Below are 14,070 nucleotides of genomic sequence, written 5' to 3' on the forward strand. Positions count from 1 at the left end.
GGCTCATTTCCCGGCGAGGCGCTGCAGGGCGCCGAGGGCGACGTCGGAGCGTGTCGTATACCAGAAAGGGGGCAGCGAATTGCGCAGGAAGGCTCCGTAGCCGCGGGCTGTCTCGAGCCGGGAGTCGAGCACGGCCACCACTCCCTTGTCGCCGGTGGACCGGATCAGACGGCCGACCCCCTGGGCCAGGCGCACGGCGGCGATCGGCACGCTCACCGAGGCGAACCCGGAGCCGCCGTTGGCATCGACCGCCGCCGCCCGGGCCGCGGCGAGCGGCTCGTCGGGGCGCGGGAACGGCAGCCGGTCGATGACGACGAGCTGGCAGGAGTCGCCGGGCACGTCGACCCCCTGCCAGAGCGACATCACGCCGAACAGGCAGCTCGCCTTGTCCTCCTTGAAGCGGCGGACCAGGACAGGCAGCGATTCCTCGCCCTGCAGCAGGATCGGCAGGTCGGTGCGGGCGCGCAGCAGCTCGGCGGCCTGGGTGGCGGCCTTGCGCGACGAGAACAACCCGAGCGTACGGCCGCCCAGGGTCTCGACCAGCTTGACCAGTTCCTCGCCGGCGGGGGCGGGCAGGCCGGACATCTGCGGGCGGGGCAGGTGGGCGGCGACGTAGAGGATGCCCTGTTTCGGATAGTCGAACGGGGAGCCCACGTCGAGCGACGTCCAGCCGTCGCCGGCCACCGGCGGGGCCTCGGCCGAGATCGGCGAACCCGAGCGGGCCGCGGGGGCGGACGTGGCGGCGGGCAGGCCGAGCGAGCGGGCCACCGTGTCGAACCGGCCGCCGAGCGTCAGCGTGGCCGAGGTGGCCACGACCGTCCGGTCGGCATAGAGCCCCTGGGCCAGCGTGCCGGCCACCGAGAGCGGAGCCACGACCAGCGCCCGCCGGCCGTTGCCGAGATCGGATTTCTCCACCCAGGCGACGTCGAAGTCGGACTCCTCGAGCAGCCGCTGCGCGGTGTCGCTGAGGTCGGTCAGCGCGGCCTTGGCCTGCTGCTTGCGGACCGGGTCGGGGTCGTCGCTCTTGATGTCGCCGATCGCGGTGAGACCGGCCCGGGTGGCCGACTCGACCAGCGTGACCGCCTGTTGCAGCAGCTCGGGCAGGTCGCCCGTGATGCGGCCGGCGGGCGTCTCGGCCAGCCCGACAGTGAGCGCGTCGGCCGCCTCGGCCAGTGCCTCGGTCGCGGCGGGCGGGATCAGCGTGCGCGAGCGGCGCGACGACCGCTCGATCGCCTCGGGGGTCAGCTCGGCCTGCGAGGCGGAGGAGACGCGGTCGGCCAGCTCGTGGGCCTCGTCGATGATCAGCAGCTTGTGCGGGGGCACGATGTGGCGCTCGGCGAGCATGTCGACCGCCAGCAGGCTGTGGTTGGTCACGACGATGTCGGCCTCGCGAGCGCGGGCGCGCGACGCCTCGGCGAAGCACTCGGCCCCATACGGACAGCGCTGCGCGCCGACGCAGTCGCGGGCCGGCATCGACACCTGGCGCCAGGCGGTCTCGTCGACGCCCGGGTCGAGCTCGTCGCGGTCACCGGTGGTGGTCTTGTCGGCCCAGGCCTGGAGCCGCTGGATCTGCTTGCCGAGCCGGCCCGCCTCGCCGAGCCACTGGGTGGTCTTGGGTGGCGCGTCGTCGAACAGCGTGTCGGTCGGGGCTTCTTCATCGGCGTGTTCCATCTTGGCCACGCAGAGGTAGTGGTGCCGGCCCTTGAGCACGGCGAAAGTGGGTTTGCGGCCCAGCACCGGCTCGACCGCCGCCGCGAGACGGGGGAGGTCGTGCTCGACCAGCTGATTCTGCAGGGCGAGGGTGGCCGTCGAGACCACCACGGGCCCGTCGACCAGCAACGAGGGAGTCAGATAGGCCAGGCTCTTGCCGGTGCCCGTGCCGGCCTGGACGAGCAGGTGCTCCCGGTCGCGTATCGCCTTGTCGATGGCCGCGACCATGGCCTCCTGGCCGGGACGGGAACTGCCCCCGGGCACGGCGCCGACGGCGGCTTGGAGGAGCTGGTCGGCACTGGCCTTCTTCTTCGTTGCTGCGGGCACGGGCAGACGGTACCCGCCACCACCGACAGAAGCCGACCACCGTTAGGGTTCTTGCATGCCGAGTGACACGGTCCGGGTCGTCTACACGAAGTACGACGGGTCGGCCCATCGGGACTATCCCGCCCGCCGTTTCGACTCCGACGACCTCGGTGTCTGGGTGGGCGTCACCAAGGGCACAGCGTCGGTCTACCACGGTCGCCCGTCGGTCGAGCAGATCCCGTTCGTGCTGTTCATCCCGCATCACGCGTGGTGGACGGGCATGTTCAACCCGCAGCCGCGCACCAGCGAGGTCTACTGCGACATCACCACTCCCGCGCGCTGGGAGGGCGACACCGTCCACATCATCGACCTCGACCTCGACGTCGTGCGCCGCCGGTCGACCGGGCTGGTCGAGCTGCGCGACGAGGACGAGTTCGACGAGCACCGCACCCAGTTCGGCTACCCCGACGATCTCGTCCGCGAGGCCCGCGCCGCGGCCGACCGGCTGCTGGTGGCGCTCGGCGACGGCACTGAGCCGTTCGCCACCGAGTACCAGAAGTTCCTACAAAAGGTCGCTGACTAGCAGCTTCGACGGGTTGAGCTGCTGAAACAGGCCGGTGATACGGCCATCGGCGACGGTCACGCCCAGCGCTCCCCGCACCGGCCCGCCGGCCCAGATCCCGGCCGTCCCGTTGATCAGCGCCGGCTTCAGCACGACGCCCTCCATGCGCTGGCCGTGCCGGATGCCGACGAAGAAGCGGGCGACCTTGTCGGCCCCGACGATCGGCCGCAGCGCGGTGCTGGTGAAGCCGCCGCCGTCACTGATCGCCACCACGTCGGGCGCCAGCACGGCGGCCAGCGCCTGCAGGTCGCCACTGTCGACCGCGGCGATGAAGGCGGCCAGCACCCGTCGCTGCTCGGCCAGATCGGCGTTGTGCCGTATGCCGCCCTCGGCAGCCGCCCGCCGACCGCGGGCGGCGTGCTGACGGGCGGTGGCCTCGGACGTACCGAGCACCGCGGCCACCTCGCCGTAGGGCACCGCGAACGCGTCGTGCAGCACCAGAGCCACGCGCTGCTCCGGGGACAGCCGTTCGAGCACCACGAGCAGCGCGAGCCCGACCTCGTCCCGCTGCTCGGCCTGGGCGGCCGGGCCGGCGTCGGGGTCCACGAAGCACTCCGGCAACCATTGCCCGGTGTAGGCCTCGCGGGCCACGCGGGCCGACTTGAGCACGTCGAGACAGAGGCGGCCGGTGACCGTGATGAGCCAGGCGCGCAGGTCGCGGATGTCGTCGTCGCCGGCCCGGGTGTAGCGCAGCCAGGCCTCCTGAACGACGTCCTGGGCCTCGGCGACACTCCCGAGCATCCGGTAGGCGACGGAGACCAGGTGCGGGCGCTCGGCTTCGAAGGCCTCGGCGGAGGGTGGCATGGGGGGAATTCTGCGCGACATTCCCGGTCCGGGGTAGCACCTGTGACAGAGTGTAAAACGCCCATTTCGTACGAATCGGATGGTGTGGTGTGAACGAGTGGCTTGCTATCACGGGCGGCCTGGTGGGCGTCGCGGGTATGGCCGGAGTCGCCGCGGCCGGATTCGTCGCGCTGCGCCGGCGCGGCACCTATCTGGCCGCCGGGCACGCACTGGCCCGGCCGGACGACCTCGACCCGCTGCCCGGCACCTTGCGCCGGGGACTCGGCGGCCTCACCGTGCCGGTCACTCCCGGCCCGCGCGGCGAGCTCTTCCTGGGCCGCGGAGCCCCGCAGCCCGGCCGCACCCTGCGCCGGCTCGTGCTCACCCCGCTCTTCGCCCGGGCCCGCGGCCACGGCGGCCGGCTGGCTCGCGACCAGCAGGTGCCGTTCCGGCTCGTGGTCGAGTTCGCCGGGGCGGTCCGCGACGCCGAGACGTTGATGCGGGCCTACAGGGTCCTCGACCAGCAGCTGCAGGATCACGCCGCACTGCTCAGTCACTGCGACCGCGACGAATTGGTGCCGGGTGCGGTCACGGTGTCGGTGACCGGCATCGTGGACGTCCGGGGGCTGCTCGCGACTCAGCCGAAGAGGTACGCGTTCGCCGAGGGGTCGTTCGACGACATCGGCTCGCAGGCGGCGCCGCCCGCGCTCGTACCGGTGGTCAGCGAGCCGTGGAGCCGGCGGTTCGGGTGGGACGGGCTCGAGCCGATCCCGGCCGAGGAGCGGCACCTGCTGCACGCCTTGGTGCGGTCGGCCCACAACGACGGGCGTACGGTGCGGATCTCGGGACTGCCGGAGGGGCCGCGCCGGGCCCGGGCCGCGATCTGGGCCGAGCTGAGCGCGGCGGGCGTCGACGTGCTCGCCGACCACGACCAGACGGGCCTGGCCCGGCACCTGCGGCGGCACCCGGTGAGCCACGGGACGGCGTGGGACGAGCTGCCCTCCCGGGCTGTGCGGCGTCCGTCGCCCCGGCCCACCGGGGCACGCACGGAACGGCGACGGGAACCCGTTTAACAGGCGACCGAAAGGTGAACCAGGGGAGGCCGTAGCATTCCCCGAGATCAGCCACCGCCCGTCGATCGAGGTTCGCGCCGTGAAGTTCTCCTTCCGCCCCGTCGAGGGCGCCTTCTACGACCTGTTCACCCAGGCCGCGAACAACCTCGTCAAGGGCACCGAGCTGCTCAACGAGCTGGCCTTGCCGGGGGTGGACGTGCAGTCGGTGAGCGACCGGCTCACCGACGTCGAGCATGACAGCGACCAGATCACCCACGATCTCTACAAGAAGATCAACTCGACCTTCATCACCCCGTTCGACCGGGAGGACATCTATTCGCTGGGCTCGCAGCTCGACGACGTGATGGACCACCTGGAGGCGGTCGGCAACCTGCTCTACCTGTACGGGCTGACCGAGTTGCCGTCGCTGCCGCGCGAGATGCACGAGCTGGTCGACGTGCTCGACCAGCAAGCCAAGATCACCGCCGACGCGATGCCCAAGCTGCGCGCGATGAAGGGTCTCGAGGAGTACTGGATCGAGATCAACCGGCTCGAGAACGAGGGCGACCGGTCGTACCGGATGTTGCTGGTCCGGCTCTTCTCCGGCGAGTACGACGCGCTCACCGTGCTCAAGATGAAGGAAGTGGCCGACGAGCTGGAGGCCGCCTGCGACGCGTTCGAGCACGTGGCGAACACCGTCGAGACCATCGCGGTCAAGGAGAGCTAGACCTTGTCGCCCGAGTTCTTCGCGGTCTCGGCGGTGATCATCGCCGCGATGGCCTTCGACTACACCAACGGCTTCCACGACGCCGCCAACGCGATCGCCACCAGCATCAGCACCCGGGCCCTGACCCCGCGGGTGGCGCTGGCGATGGCGGCGGTCGGCAACTTCGTGGGTGCCCACCTCGGCGGCGAGGTGGCCAAGACGGTCGGCGACGGCCTGGTCAAGCTCGAGCTGGGCATCCCGAGCCTCGGTGTCGTCTTCGCCGGCGTGCTCGGCGCGGTCACCTGGAACCTGATCACCTGGTATTTCGGGCTGCCGTCGAGCTCGTCCCACGCCCTCTTCGGCGGACTGGTCGGCGCCACCCTGGTCGCCGGTCCGGCGCTCGGCGAGGTGCAGTGGCGCACGATCGTCGACAAGGTGCTCATCCCGATGGTCGCCTCGCCGGTCGTCGGGTTCCTGCTCGGCTTCGCGGTCATGGTCGCGATCATGTGGACCTTCCGCCGGGGCAACCCCGGCCGGCTCAACCGCGGCTTCCGCATCGCGCAGACGGTCTCGGCCGCGCTGATGTCGCTCGGTCACGGCATCCAGGACGCCGCCAAGACCATGGGCATCGTGGTGCTGGCGCTCTACACCGGTGGCTTCCAGAGCAACGCCACGCACATCCCGTGGTGGGTCTACATCACCACGGCGACGATGCTGGCCGCGGGCACCTACTCGGGCGGCTGGCGCATCATCCGTACGCTGGGCCGCAAGATCATCGACCTCGGCCCGGCCGAGGGCTTCGCCGCCGAGACGGTGGCCAGCACCGTGCTCTTCTTCAACGCGTACGTGCTGCACGCGCCCATCTCGACGACCCACACGATCACCTCGGCGATCATGGGCGTCGGGGCGACGAAGCGCTTGAACGCCGTCCGCTGGAACGTGGCCGGCAACATCGTGATCGCCTGGGTGACCACGTTCCCCGCCGCCGGCCTGATCGCCTGCGGCCTGTACTTCCTCTTCCGCCCCCTCTTCACCTGAGCCGGCCGCGAAGAATCCGGCTCAACCTTGAATGGATCATCGATCCATGAAACCTTGAGGGCTAACCTTTAATAGACGAGGTATCCAGTAAAGGTTAGTGGTGATGACGGAGCTTCGCGAAGCGCATTGGGACATCTCCTGGGGTGCCCCCGCTCGGAGAGACCAACGAGGCGGCCGGTATCTCACCTACATTCCCGACGACCTGCTGACTCGACCGATCGTCCTTCCCTCCGATCTGGCGCTGGAAGCCGCCGAGGTCGAGACAGCCGTACGAGGTCTGACTGACGCCCGCGGATCAATGGGGCTGGAGAGCCTGGCTCGCTTCCTTCTGAGGTCAGAGGCGATCGCCTCGTCGCGCATCGAGGGCCTGCAGGTCTCCGCACAGCAGGTCGCCTTGGCCGAGCTGGCGTCGGTGGAGGACGCCCCGATCGCCGGTTTCACCGAGAACGCCCGGCTCGTCGCCAACAACATCGTCACGCTCCGGCAGGCGGCCGGCGATCTGGCCTCCTGCCGGATGATCGAGCCGGCCCGACTGGGCGAGCTGCATCGTGCGCTCCTGCCGGAGCATCCTCAGCAAGGATTGCGTAACGCACAGAACTGGATCGGTGGCAGCGATTGGCATCCGCTGAACGCCGACTTCATTCCACCGCCACCCGGGGAAGTGCATCGGTTGATCAAGGATCTGACCGACTACATGACCGGCGCCGTGCACGCACCCCTGCTTCAAGCAGCCCTGGTCCACGCTCAATTCGAGACTGTCCACCCCTTCGCGGATGGCAACGGGCGGGTGGGAAGAGCACTCATTCATACTGTTCTGACTCGCCGTGGCCTCACCCGGACAGCGGTGCTGCCCATCAGCCTCGTTCTGCTGACCCGCTCCCGGGAATACGTGGAAGGACTGACGGCGTACCGATATCTCGGCGCTCCGGATGGGACGGAAGCTCGCGAATCGATCGCGACCTGGTTCGCGGTCTTCCTGCAAGCCGTCAAGGTTGCCGTCGGACAGGCCGAGCAGTTCGTCACACAACTGGGCGAGTTGCAGATTCAGTGGGCCGATCAATACTCGGATCACCGGCTGCGCAGCGGTGCCAAAGCGCAGGCGCGCTCCGGCTCCACTGTGATGCGGCTGCTCCCGCTGCTTCCAGAGGTGCCGGTGGCTACGGCCCAGTCAGCGCAACGCCTGCTTGATATTTCTTTCCCCGCCGCCCGGGCGGCGCTGGAGGACCTGGCCGAAGCGGGCATCCTCAGTCGGAAACGGGTCGACCGGGGAACCACTGCCTATCTCGCACGCGATGTCTTCGATCTGCTGACCATGACCGAGCGTCAATTGGCCAGCACACACTGGGACACCCGCGAGTCGGCTCCGCGGCGACCCGTTCCGGCCCGTCCGCAGAGCCGATGAGACGTCAGTAGACGACGCCGATCTCCTCGCGGATCGTGTCGAGCAGGGTCATCACCTCGAGCGTGGTCGCGTGCGGCATGAGCGGGCTCTCCAGCTCGCCGGCGAGCAGGCAGCGCTGCACCTCGGCCGCCTCGAACTGGTAGCCGCTGCCGGGGAAGTCGAAGTCGAACGTCTCGGGGTCGTGGCCGGCGCGGCGCAGCACGAAGGAGCGCGGCACGAAGAAGCCCTCGGGCAGCTCGATCCGGCCCTCGGTGCCGGTGATCGTGGCGTTGTTGCGGCTCTGGCCGTTGATGCTGCAGGTGAGCGCGGCCACCGCGCCGGGCTCGTAGCCGAGCAGGATGCCGGTGTTCTCGTCGACCCGCTCCGGGGTCAGGTGGGCCCACGCCTGCACCGAGGCGGGCGCGCCCAGGATCAGGTGGACCAGGTTGATCGGGTAGACGCCGAGGTCGAGCAGCGCGCCGCCGCCCAGCTTGGGATCGCGCAGCCGGTGCTCGGCGTCGAACGGGCCCTGCAGCCCGAAGTCGGCGTGGATGGCGCTGACCCAGCCGATGGTGCCGTCCTCGACCAGCTCGGCGATCTTGCGGATGGCCGGGTTGAGGCGCATCCACATGGCCTCCATCAGGAAGACGCCCTTGTCCCGGGCCGCGGCCACCAGTTGCGCGGCCGACGCCAGGTCGAGGGTGATCGGCTTCTCGACCAGGACCGACTTGCCGGCCTCGATGCAGAGCAGGGCCGCCTCGTCGTGGAAGGCGTGCGGGGTGGCGATGTAGATGACGTCCACGTCCGGGTCGGCGGCCAGATCGGCGTACGAGCCGTGGGCCCGGGCGAAGCCGAAGCGCTCGGCGAACGCGTCGGCGGTCTGCTGGTTGCGCGAGCCGACCGCGGCGAGCTCGGCCCCCGGCACGAGCGGCAGGTCGGCGGCGAACGAGGCGGCGATCCCGCCCGGGCCGAGGATTCCCCAGCGAACCTTCTGTTCGGTCATGATCGCTACGGTATCGTTTTGGCCCGCTCAGGTGTCAGGATCTGCACGTGACCGATTCGACGCCCGTGCGGCTTCCCCCGGCAATGGTCAAGAGGGCCCGCGAGTTCTCCGGGACCCCGGCGACGGTGCGCGACGCGGCCACGGTCGTGCTTCTTCGCCCGTCGGGCGAGACCTTCGAGCTGTACGTGTTGCGGCGCGCGGCCACGATGGCCTTCGGCGGCCTGTACGCCTTCCCCGGTGGCGGCGTCGACCCGACCGACCGCCCCGAGACCATCCGCACCGACTGGCCGGCTCGTCTCGGCGTCCCGCCCGAGCGGGCCCACGCCGTCGTCGGTGCCGCCGTGCGGGAGCTCTTCGAGGAGACCGGTGTCCTGCTGGCCGGCCCGGTCGAGCAGCCCGACCGCACGCTGGCCGACGTCGGCACCGCCGAGTGGGAGGCCGACCGGGCCGCCGTCGCCGCCCGCGAGCTCACCCTGACCGATCTGCTGGCCCGCCGGGGCCTGCGGCTGCGCGACGATCTGCTCTTCGCCTGGGCCCGCTGGATCACCCCGGAGTTCGAGCCCAAGCGGTACGACACCTGGTTCTTCGTCTCGCTGCTGCCCGAGGGTCAGGTGGCCCGGGACGTCTCCGGCGAGGCGACCGAGGCCACCTGGACCGCGCCGGGCGCCACCTCGGGCCTGGCCATGCTGCCGCCCACCCGCCGGACGGTGGACTCCCTCACGGCGTACCGCGAAATGGCCGAGGTCATCGCGGCCGCGAGCCGCCGCGACGCCGCAACCCCGGTCACGCCGCGCGTCGAACTGACCGACGACGGCGGCGCCCTGCTGCACCTTTCCTGACGCCCAGCAGAACGCCGCATCAACTTGCCCACCCCGCCCGACCAGGGGGCGGGCCCGAGACTACGCGTCGCCGGCCGGCGGAAACGGGTTATCCACAGGCCCTGGCGCGTGATCCCGCGGACAATCTCTAGCCGAATCGACCGGTGATGTAGTCCTCGGTCTTCTTCTCGGTCGGGTTGCTGAAGATCTTCTGGGTGTCGTCGTACTCGATCAGGCGGCCGGGGTCGCCGGTCTTGTCGATCGAGAAGAACCCGGTCTTGTCGCTGACCCGGGCGGCCTGCTGCATGTTGTGCGTGACGATGATGATCGTGAAGCGGTCCTTCAGCTTGAACATCAGGTCCTCGATGGCCAGCGTCGAGATCGGGTCGAGGGCCGAGCAGGGCTCGTCCATCAGCACGACCTGCGGCTCGACCGCGATGGTGCGGGCGATGCAGAGACGCTGCTGCTGACCACCGGAGAGACCGGCGCCGGGCCGGCCGAGCCGGTCCTTGACCTCGTTCCACAGGTTGGCCGATTTGAGCGACTGCTCGGCGGCGTCGTCCAGCAGCGACTTCTTCTTGACGCCGTTCAGCTTGAGGCCGGCCACCACGTTCTCGTAGATCGACATCGTCGGGAACGGGTTGGGGCGCTGGAACACCATGCCGATCAGGCGGCGCACGGCCGTGACGTCGACGTCCGGGTCGTAGATGTTCTGCTCGTCGATCCGGAGCGAGCCCTCGATGCGGGCGTTGGGCAGCACCTCGTGCATGCGGTTGATCGACCGCAGGAAGGTCGACTTGCCACAGCCCGACGGGCCGATCAGAGCGGTGATGGTCTTGGGCTCGACCACCATCGACACGCTGTCGATGGCCTTGAACGAGCCGTAGTAGGAGGAGACGTTGCTCGCCTCGATGCGCTTGGCCATGGGGGTTACCTCTACTTCGACAGACTGTTGCGACGGGCGAGCAACTTGGCGGCGACCGTCAGGACGAGCACGATCGCGACCAGGGTCAGCGCGGCCGTCCAGGCGCGCGCCGGGGCGTACCGCGAGGCGTCACCGGCCTGCTGGTACACGAAGAGCGACAGGGACTGCTGACCGCCGGCGAACGGGTCGAAGTTGATCGCCGCGGCGCCACCGGCCACCAGCAGCACCGGTGCGGTCTCGCCGGCCGCGCGGGCGACGGCGAGCATGACGCCGGTGACGATGCCGGGCAGGGCGGTGGGGACGACGACCTTGAGGATCGTCTTCCACTGGGGCACCCCGAGCGCGTACGCGCCCTCGCGCAGCGGCCCGGGAACCAGGCGCAACATCTCTTCCGTGGAGCGCACGATCGTCGGCAGCATCAGCACGGTCAGCGCCAGCGAGGCGGCGAAACCGGAGAACCGCGGCGTCCCGTTGTTGAACCACGGGCTGACGATCAGCACCCAGAACGAGAGGATGAACAGACCGGCGACGATGGACGGGATGCCCGTCATGACGTCGACGAAGAAGCGGACGGTGGTGGCGAACTTGCCCCGGCCGTACTCGACCAGATAGATCGCGCCGAGCACACCGAGCGGCACGGCCATCAGCGTGGCGATGCCGACCTGCTCCAAGGTGCCGATGATGGCGTGGTAGGCGCCGCCGTCGGGGTCCCGGGCGCCGATGTTGTTCATCGACGAGCCGAAGAAGTCGCCGTCGAGGCGCCCGACGCCCTTGGAGATCAGCGTCCACACCACCGACGCGAGCGGCAGGATGGCCAGCACGCAGGCGGCGTAGATGAGCGTCTTCCACATGCGGTCGCGCGCGGCCCGGCGGCCCTCGATGCGGCCGGCCACGATCTGAAGACCCACCAGATAGAACACGACGCCGAGAACGACACCGAGCACGTAGTTGCCGATGCCGAAGCCGTACGCCACGGCCATGCCGACGACGAGCGCGGCCACGGCGATGCCGATGTTCAAGCCCGGGTGGAGCTTCTGAGATCGAATGTTGTCCGGCGTCATGACGACGCCGGCGGACTCACGTTCAAGAAGGCTCATGCTGGGCTCCCCTGGGACATGCGCTCCTGGCCCTCGCCTGCGAGGCCGTCCATAGGTGCGGCTGAGTGCCGCTCGGTGCAGTCGCTCATGCTGTGCTTTCGAGGCATGCGCTCCTGGCCCTCGCCTGCGAGGCCGTCCATAGGTGCGGCTGAGTGCCGCTCGGTGCAGTCGCTCATGCCGCACTGTCCCGGAACTCGCGCCGACGGTAGATGATCGCCCGGGCTGCCATGTTGACCACCAGGGTGATCGCGAAGAGCACGAGGCCGGAGGCGATCAGGGCGCCGCGGCCCGTCTCGTTGGCCTCGCCGAAGGAGTTGGCGATGTTGGCGGCGATCGAGTTACCGCCGTTCTCGATGATGTTGAACGAGATGTTGAAGACCACACCCAGCGTCAGGGCCAGGGCGATCGTCTCGCCGAGGGCGCGGCCGAGACCGAGCATCACGGCGGCGATCACACCGGGCTTGCCGTAGGGCAGGACCGCGGTGCGGACCATCTCCCACTTGGTGGCGCCGAGGGCGAGCGCGGCCTCCTCGTTCATGCCCGGGGTCTGCATGAAGACCTCCCGCGACAGCGAGGTCACGATCGGCAGCACCATGATCGCGAGCACCAGGCTGCCGAGCAGGACCGAGCGGCCGAACGGGCCGTCGCCACCGAAGATCGGGATCCAGCTGAAGTATTCGTTGAGCCACAGGGAGAAGTTGCGGACCGGCTCCAGGAAGACGTCCCGGCCCCAGAGGCCGAAGACGACGCTGGGCACGGCGGCCAGCAGGTCGATCACGAAGCCGAGCGGGGTGGCCAGCCGCTTGGGGGCGTAGTGCGAGAGGAACAGCGCGATGCCGAGAGCGATCGGCACCGCCACGAGCAACGCGATGATCGAGGTCAGCACGGTGCCGAAGGCGAGGACCGCGATACCGAACTTCGGCTCGGTGTCGTTCGGGAACCACGACTTGTAGGTCAGGAAGTTCTCGGTGTCGGCATTGATCGCCGGCACGGCCTTGGAGATCAGGAAGACCGCGATGGCGACGATGATGACCAGCACCATCGCGCCCGCCGCCACGGAGAGGCCCTTGAAGCCGGCCTCCATGCCGAACCGGGTCTTCTTGGGCAGGGCGCCCCCGCCGCCGAATGGGGGTTCTTCGTAGCTCCTCGGAGAAACACCGGTGCCGGCGCCCCGGGCATGACGTCCAGTCACACCCAGGTCGCCGGCGGTGGCGTTCTCCGAGCGGGAGGGGTTGTCACCCATCTGCTCGCTCGCTGTCGTCTCGGAGGGATTCAGTCAGTTCAGGAGATCGAGGCGACCGCGGTCTCGACCTTGCCGCGGATGGTCTCCGGCAGCGGGGCGTAGCCCAGGTCGTTCAGCGCCGTCTGACCACCGGTGCTGGAGGTGTAGGTGAAGAAGGCCTTGAGCTCCTTGGCCTTCGGGCTGCCCTTGCTGCAGACGATCTCGTACGTGGTCAGGACGATCGGGTACGCGCCGGCGGTCTTGGCGGTGTAGTCGATGCTGAGCTTCAGGTCGTTGCCGGTGCCCTCGATCTTGGCGCCCTCGATGCCCTTGCCGGCGCTCTCACCGGTCAGCTCGGTGTACTCACCGGCACCGTTCTTGATCTTGGCCTTCTGCAGGTCCTGGTTCTCGGCGTACGACAGCTCGACGTAGGAGATGGCGCCCGGGGTGCTCTTGACCGCGGTGGCCACACCGTCTGACTTGGCCGCGCCGGTGCCGCCCTTGGCCTTCCACGCCTTGGCGTGGTCGTACTTCCACTCGGCCTCGGCGGCCTTGCTCAGGTACTTGGTGAAGTTGTCGGTGGTGCCCGACTCGTCCGAGCGGTGCACGGCCGTGATGGGCGAGTCCGGGAGCTTGGCGCCGGAGTTCTGCGCCGCGATCGCCGGGTCGTTCCACTTGGTGATCTGGCTGTCGAAGATCTTGGCCAGGGTCGGCGCGTCGAGCTGGAGGTTCTCGACACCCTCGGCGTTGTAGACGACCGCGATCGGGCCGACGACCATCGGGAGGTTGAGCGCGGCGCCACCGGGGCACTTGGCGTCGGCCTGCGGCTGCTCCTCCTCCTTGAGGGCGGAGTCGGAACCGGCGAAGTCGGCGGTGCCGGCGATGAACGCCTGGATACCGGCGCCCGAGGCGGTGCCCTGGTAGTCGATCTTGGCGTCGGCGCACTGACCCTGGTAGGTCTTGATCCACTCGTCCATGGCGTTCTTCTGCGCCGACGAACCCTGGGCAGTCAGGCTGCCGGCGACACAGTTGCCGGACGCGGCGGAAGCGTCACTTCCACCCTCCGGCGATTCGTTGTCCGAGCCGCACGCGGCGAGCGCGAGCGTCGCAGTCAGAGCAATGCCGGCTGCGAGGTAACCGGACCGCTGGAGCTTCACAATTTTCCCTTCGGTGGGGTGCACGCCGGCGTCGCACCGGCATCACCGAAGCTAAGAGCGCGAGGTAGCCGGTTAACCGGGGCCAAATGAACGCGCGGTGAACACGTCGACGCCCCCATATGACCTTCCCCTGAGGGCGAGTTGTCCGTTGCGTGAACTGAGTGACCAGGGACCGACATGTCCGGTTTATCGGGACGGAGGTTACCGCCCTGAGACACGGGCTTGTCCTGGTTGTTACTCAAGAGGTTCG

General features: G+C 69.3%; 13 protein-coding genes. 6 read left to right on the plus strand and 7 right to left on the minus strand.

From position 1 onward, the window contains the following. Positions 1-3: 3 nt before the first annotated feature. On the minus strand, positions 4-2,037 hold the full coding sequence (locus NAG42_RS04500; protein WP_498370590.1) for an ATP-dependent DNA helicase: 2,034 nt from the start codon (positions 2,035-2,037) through the stop codon (positions 4-6). Positions 2,038-2,092: 55 nt separating this feature from the next. On the opposite strand from NAG42_RS04500, the gene NAG42_RS04505 reads away from it, so the two are divergent. After that, the gene (locus tag NAG42_RS04505) at positions 2,093-2,599 is read left to right on the plus strand and encodes a DUF402 domain-containing protein (protein WP_250028164.1); all 507 of its coding nucleotides are present in this window, start codon (positions 2,093-2,095) and stop codon (positions 2,597-2,599) included. Here the strand turns inward: NAG42_RS04505 and sigJ are convergent. Beyond that, positions 2,579-3,442 carry an RNA polymerase sigma factor SigJ gene (gene sigJ / locus NAG42_RS04510; protein ID WP_250028166.1) on the minus strand — a complete coding sequence of 288 codons (864 nt, stop codon included), beginning with the start codon at positions 3,440-3,442 and terminating at the stop codon, positions 2,579-2,581. The two genes, NAG42_RS04505 and sigJ, sit on opposite strands and share 21 nt — an antisense overlap. 89 nt (positions 3,443-3,531) lie before the next feature. Between sigJ and NAG42_RS04515 the strand changes: the two genes are divergently transcribed. The 4 genes from NAG42_RS04515 to NAG42_RS04530 all read left to right on the plus strand — a co-directional run bounded on the left by NAG42_RS04515 (position 3,532) and on the right by NAG42_RS04530 (position 7,619). Further along, a complete protein-coding gene (locus NAG42_RS04515; protein WP_250028167.1) occupies positions 3,532-4,494 on the plus strand; it encodes a PI-PLC domain-containing protein in 963 nt (320 codons plus the stop codon). A gap of 79 nt (positions 4,495-4,573) precedes the next feature. Next, entirely contained in the window at positions 4,574-5,200 is a 627-nt protein-coding gene (locus NAG42_RS04520; RefSeq protein ID WP_250028170.1) for a DUF47 domain-containing protein, read from the plus strand. A 3-nt stretch (positions 5,201-5,203) separates the two neighbouring features. Then, the gene (locus tag NAG42_RS04525) at positions 5,204-6,217 is read left to right on the plus strand and encodes an inorganic phosphate transporter (RefSeq protein ID WP_250028172.1); all 1,014 of its coding nucleotides are present in this window, start codon (positions 5,204-5,206) and stop codon (positions 6,215-6,217) included. Positions 6,218-6,320: 103 nt separating this feature from the next. Further along, the gene (locus NAG42_RS04530; protein WP_250028173.1) at positions 6,321-7,619 is read left to right on the plus strand and encodes a Fic family protein; all 1,299 of its coding nucleotides are present in this window, start codon (positions 6,321-6,323) and stop codon (positions 7,617-7,619) included. Between the two features lie 4 nt (positions 7,620-7,623). Here the strand turns inward: NAG42_RS04530 and NAG42_RS04535 are convergent, their stop codons facing one another. Beyond that, on the minus strand, positions 7,624-8,601 hold the full coding sequence (locus tag NAG42_RS04535; RefSeq protein WP_250028175.1) for a Gfo/Idh/MocA family protein: 978 nt from the start codon (positions 8,599-8,601) through the stop codon (positions 7,624-7,626). An 83-nt stretch (positions 8,602-8,684) separates the two neighbouring features. Between NAG42_RS04535 and NAG42_RS04540 the strand changes: the two genes are divergently transcribed. Further along, complete coding sequence (locus tag NAG42_RS04540; RefSeq protein ID WP_250028368.1) at positions 8,685-9,440, plus strand: NUDIX hydrolase; 756 nt, start codon at positions 8,685-8,687, stop codon at positions 9,438-9,440. Positions 9,441-9,567: 127 nt separating this feature from the next. Here NAG42_RS04540 and pstB read toward each other — a convergent pair whose 3' ends face one another. The 4 genes from pstB to pstS all read right to left on the minus strand — a co-directional run bounded on the left by pstB (position 9,568) and on the right by pstS (position 13,820). Continuing rightward, positions 9,568-10,344 (minus strand): phosphate ABC transporter ATP-binding protein PstB, encoded by a 777-nt coding sequence (pstB, locus tag NAG42_RS04545; RefSeq protein ID WP_250028176.1) that lies wholly within the window; start codon positions 10,342-10,344, stop codon positions 9,568-9,570. An 11-nt stretch (positions 10,345-10,355) separates the two neighbouring features. Continuing rightward, a complete protein-coding gene (gene pstA / locus NAG42_RS04550) occupies positions 10,356-11,405 on the minus strand; it encodes a phosphate ABC transporter permease PstA (protein WP_438872365.1) in 1,050 nt (349 codons plus the stop codon). Positions 11,406-11,613: 208 nt separating this feature from the next. After that, positions 11,614-12,684 carry a phosphate ABC transporter permease subunit PstC gene (gene pstC / locus NAG42_RS04555; RefSeq protein WP_250028180.1) on the minus strand — a complete coding sequence of 357 codons (1,071 nt, stop codon included), beginning with the start codon at positions 12,682-12,684 and terminating at the stop codon, positions 11,614-11,616. A 38-nt stretch (positions 12,685-12,722) separates the two neighbouring features. Further along, positions 12,723-13,820 (minus strand): phosphate ABC transporter substrate-binding protein PstS, encoded by a 1,098-nt coding sequence (gene pstS / locus NAG42_RS04560; protein WP_250028182.1) that lies wholly within the window; start codon positions 13,818-13,820, stop codon positions 12,723-12,725. Between the last annotated feature and the right edge of the window lie 250 nt (positions 13,821-14,070).

The organism is Paractinoplanes maris (genome assembly GCF_023544465.1).
Taxonomy (GTDB): domain Bacteria; phylum Actinomycetota; class Actinomycetes; order Mycobacteriales; family Micromonosporaceae; genus Actinoplanes; species Actinoplanes maris.

What these genes read in the sequence shown, in the direction of transcription:
- NAG42_RS04505 (WP_250028164.1), top strand. Translation starts at nt 2,093, where the DNA reads ATGCCGAGTGACACGGTCCGGGTCGTCTACACGAAGTACGACGGGTCG.
- pstC (WP_250028180.1), bottom strand. Translation starts at nt 12,684, where the DNA reads ATGGGTGACAACCCCTCCCGCTCGGAGAACGCCACCGCCGGCGACCTG.
- NAG42_RS04535 (WP_250028175.1), bottom strand. Translation starts at nt 8,601, where the DNA reads ATGACCGAACAGAAGGTTCGCTGGGGAATCCTCGGCCCGGGCGGGATC.
- pstB (WP_250028176.1), bottom strand. Translation starts at nt 10,344, where the DNA reads ATGGCCAAGCGCATCGAGGCGAGCAACGTCTCCTCCTACTACGGCTCG.
- NAG42_RS04540 (WP_250028368.1), top strand. Translation starts at nt 8,685, where the DNA reads ATGGTCAAGAGGGCCCGCGAGTTCTCCGGGACCCCGGCGACGGTGCGC.
- sigJ (WP_250028166.1), bottom strand. Translation starts at nt 3,442, where the DNA reads ATGCCACCCTCCGCCGAGGCCTTCGAAGCCGAGCGCCCGCACCTGGTC.
- pstA (WP_438872365.1), bottom strand. Translation starts at nt 11,405, where the DNA reads ATGACGCCGGACAACATTCGATCTCAGAAGCTCCACCCGGGCTTGAAC.
- NAG42_RS04530 (WP_250028173.1), top strand. Translation starts at nt 6,321, where the DNA reads ATGACGGAGCTTCGCGAAGCGCATTGGGACATCTCCTGGGGTGCCCCC.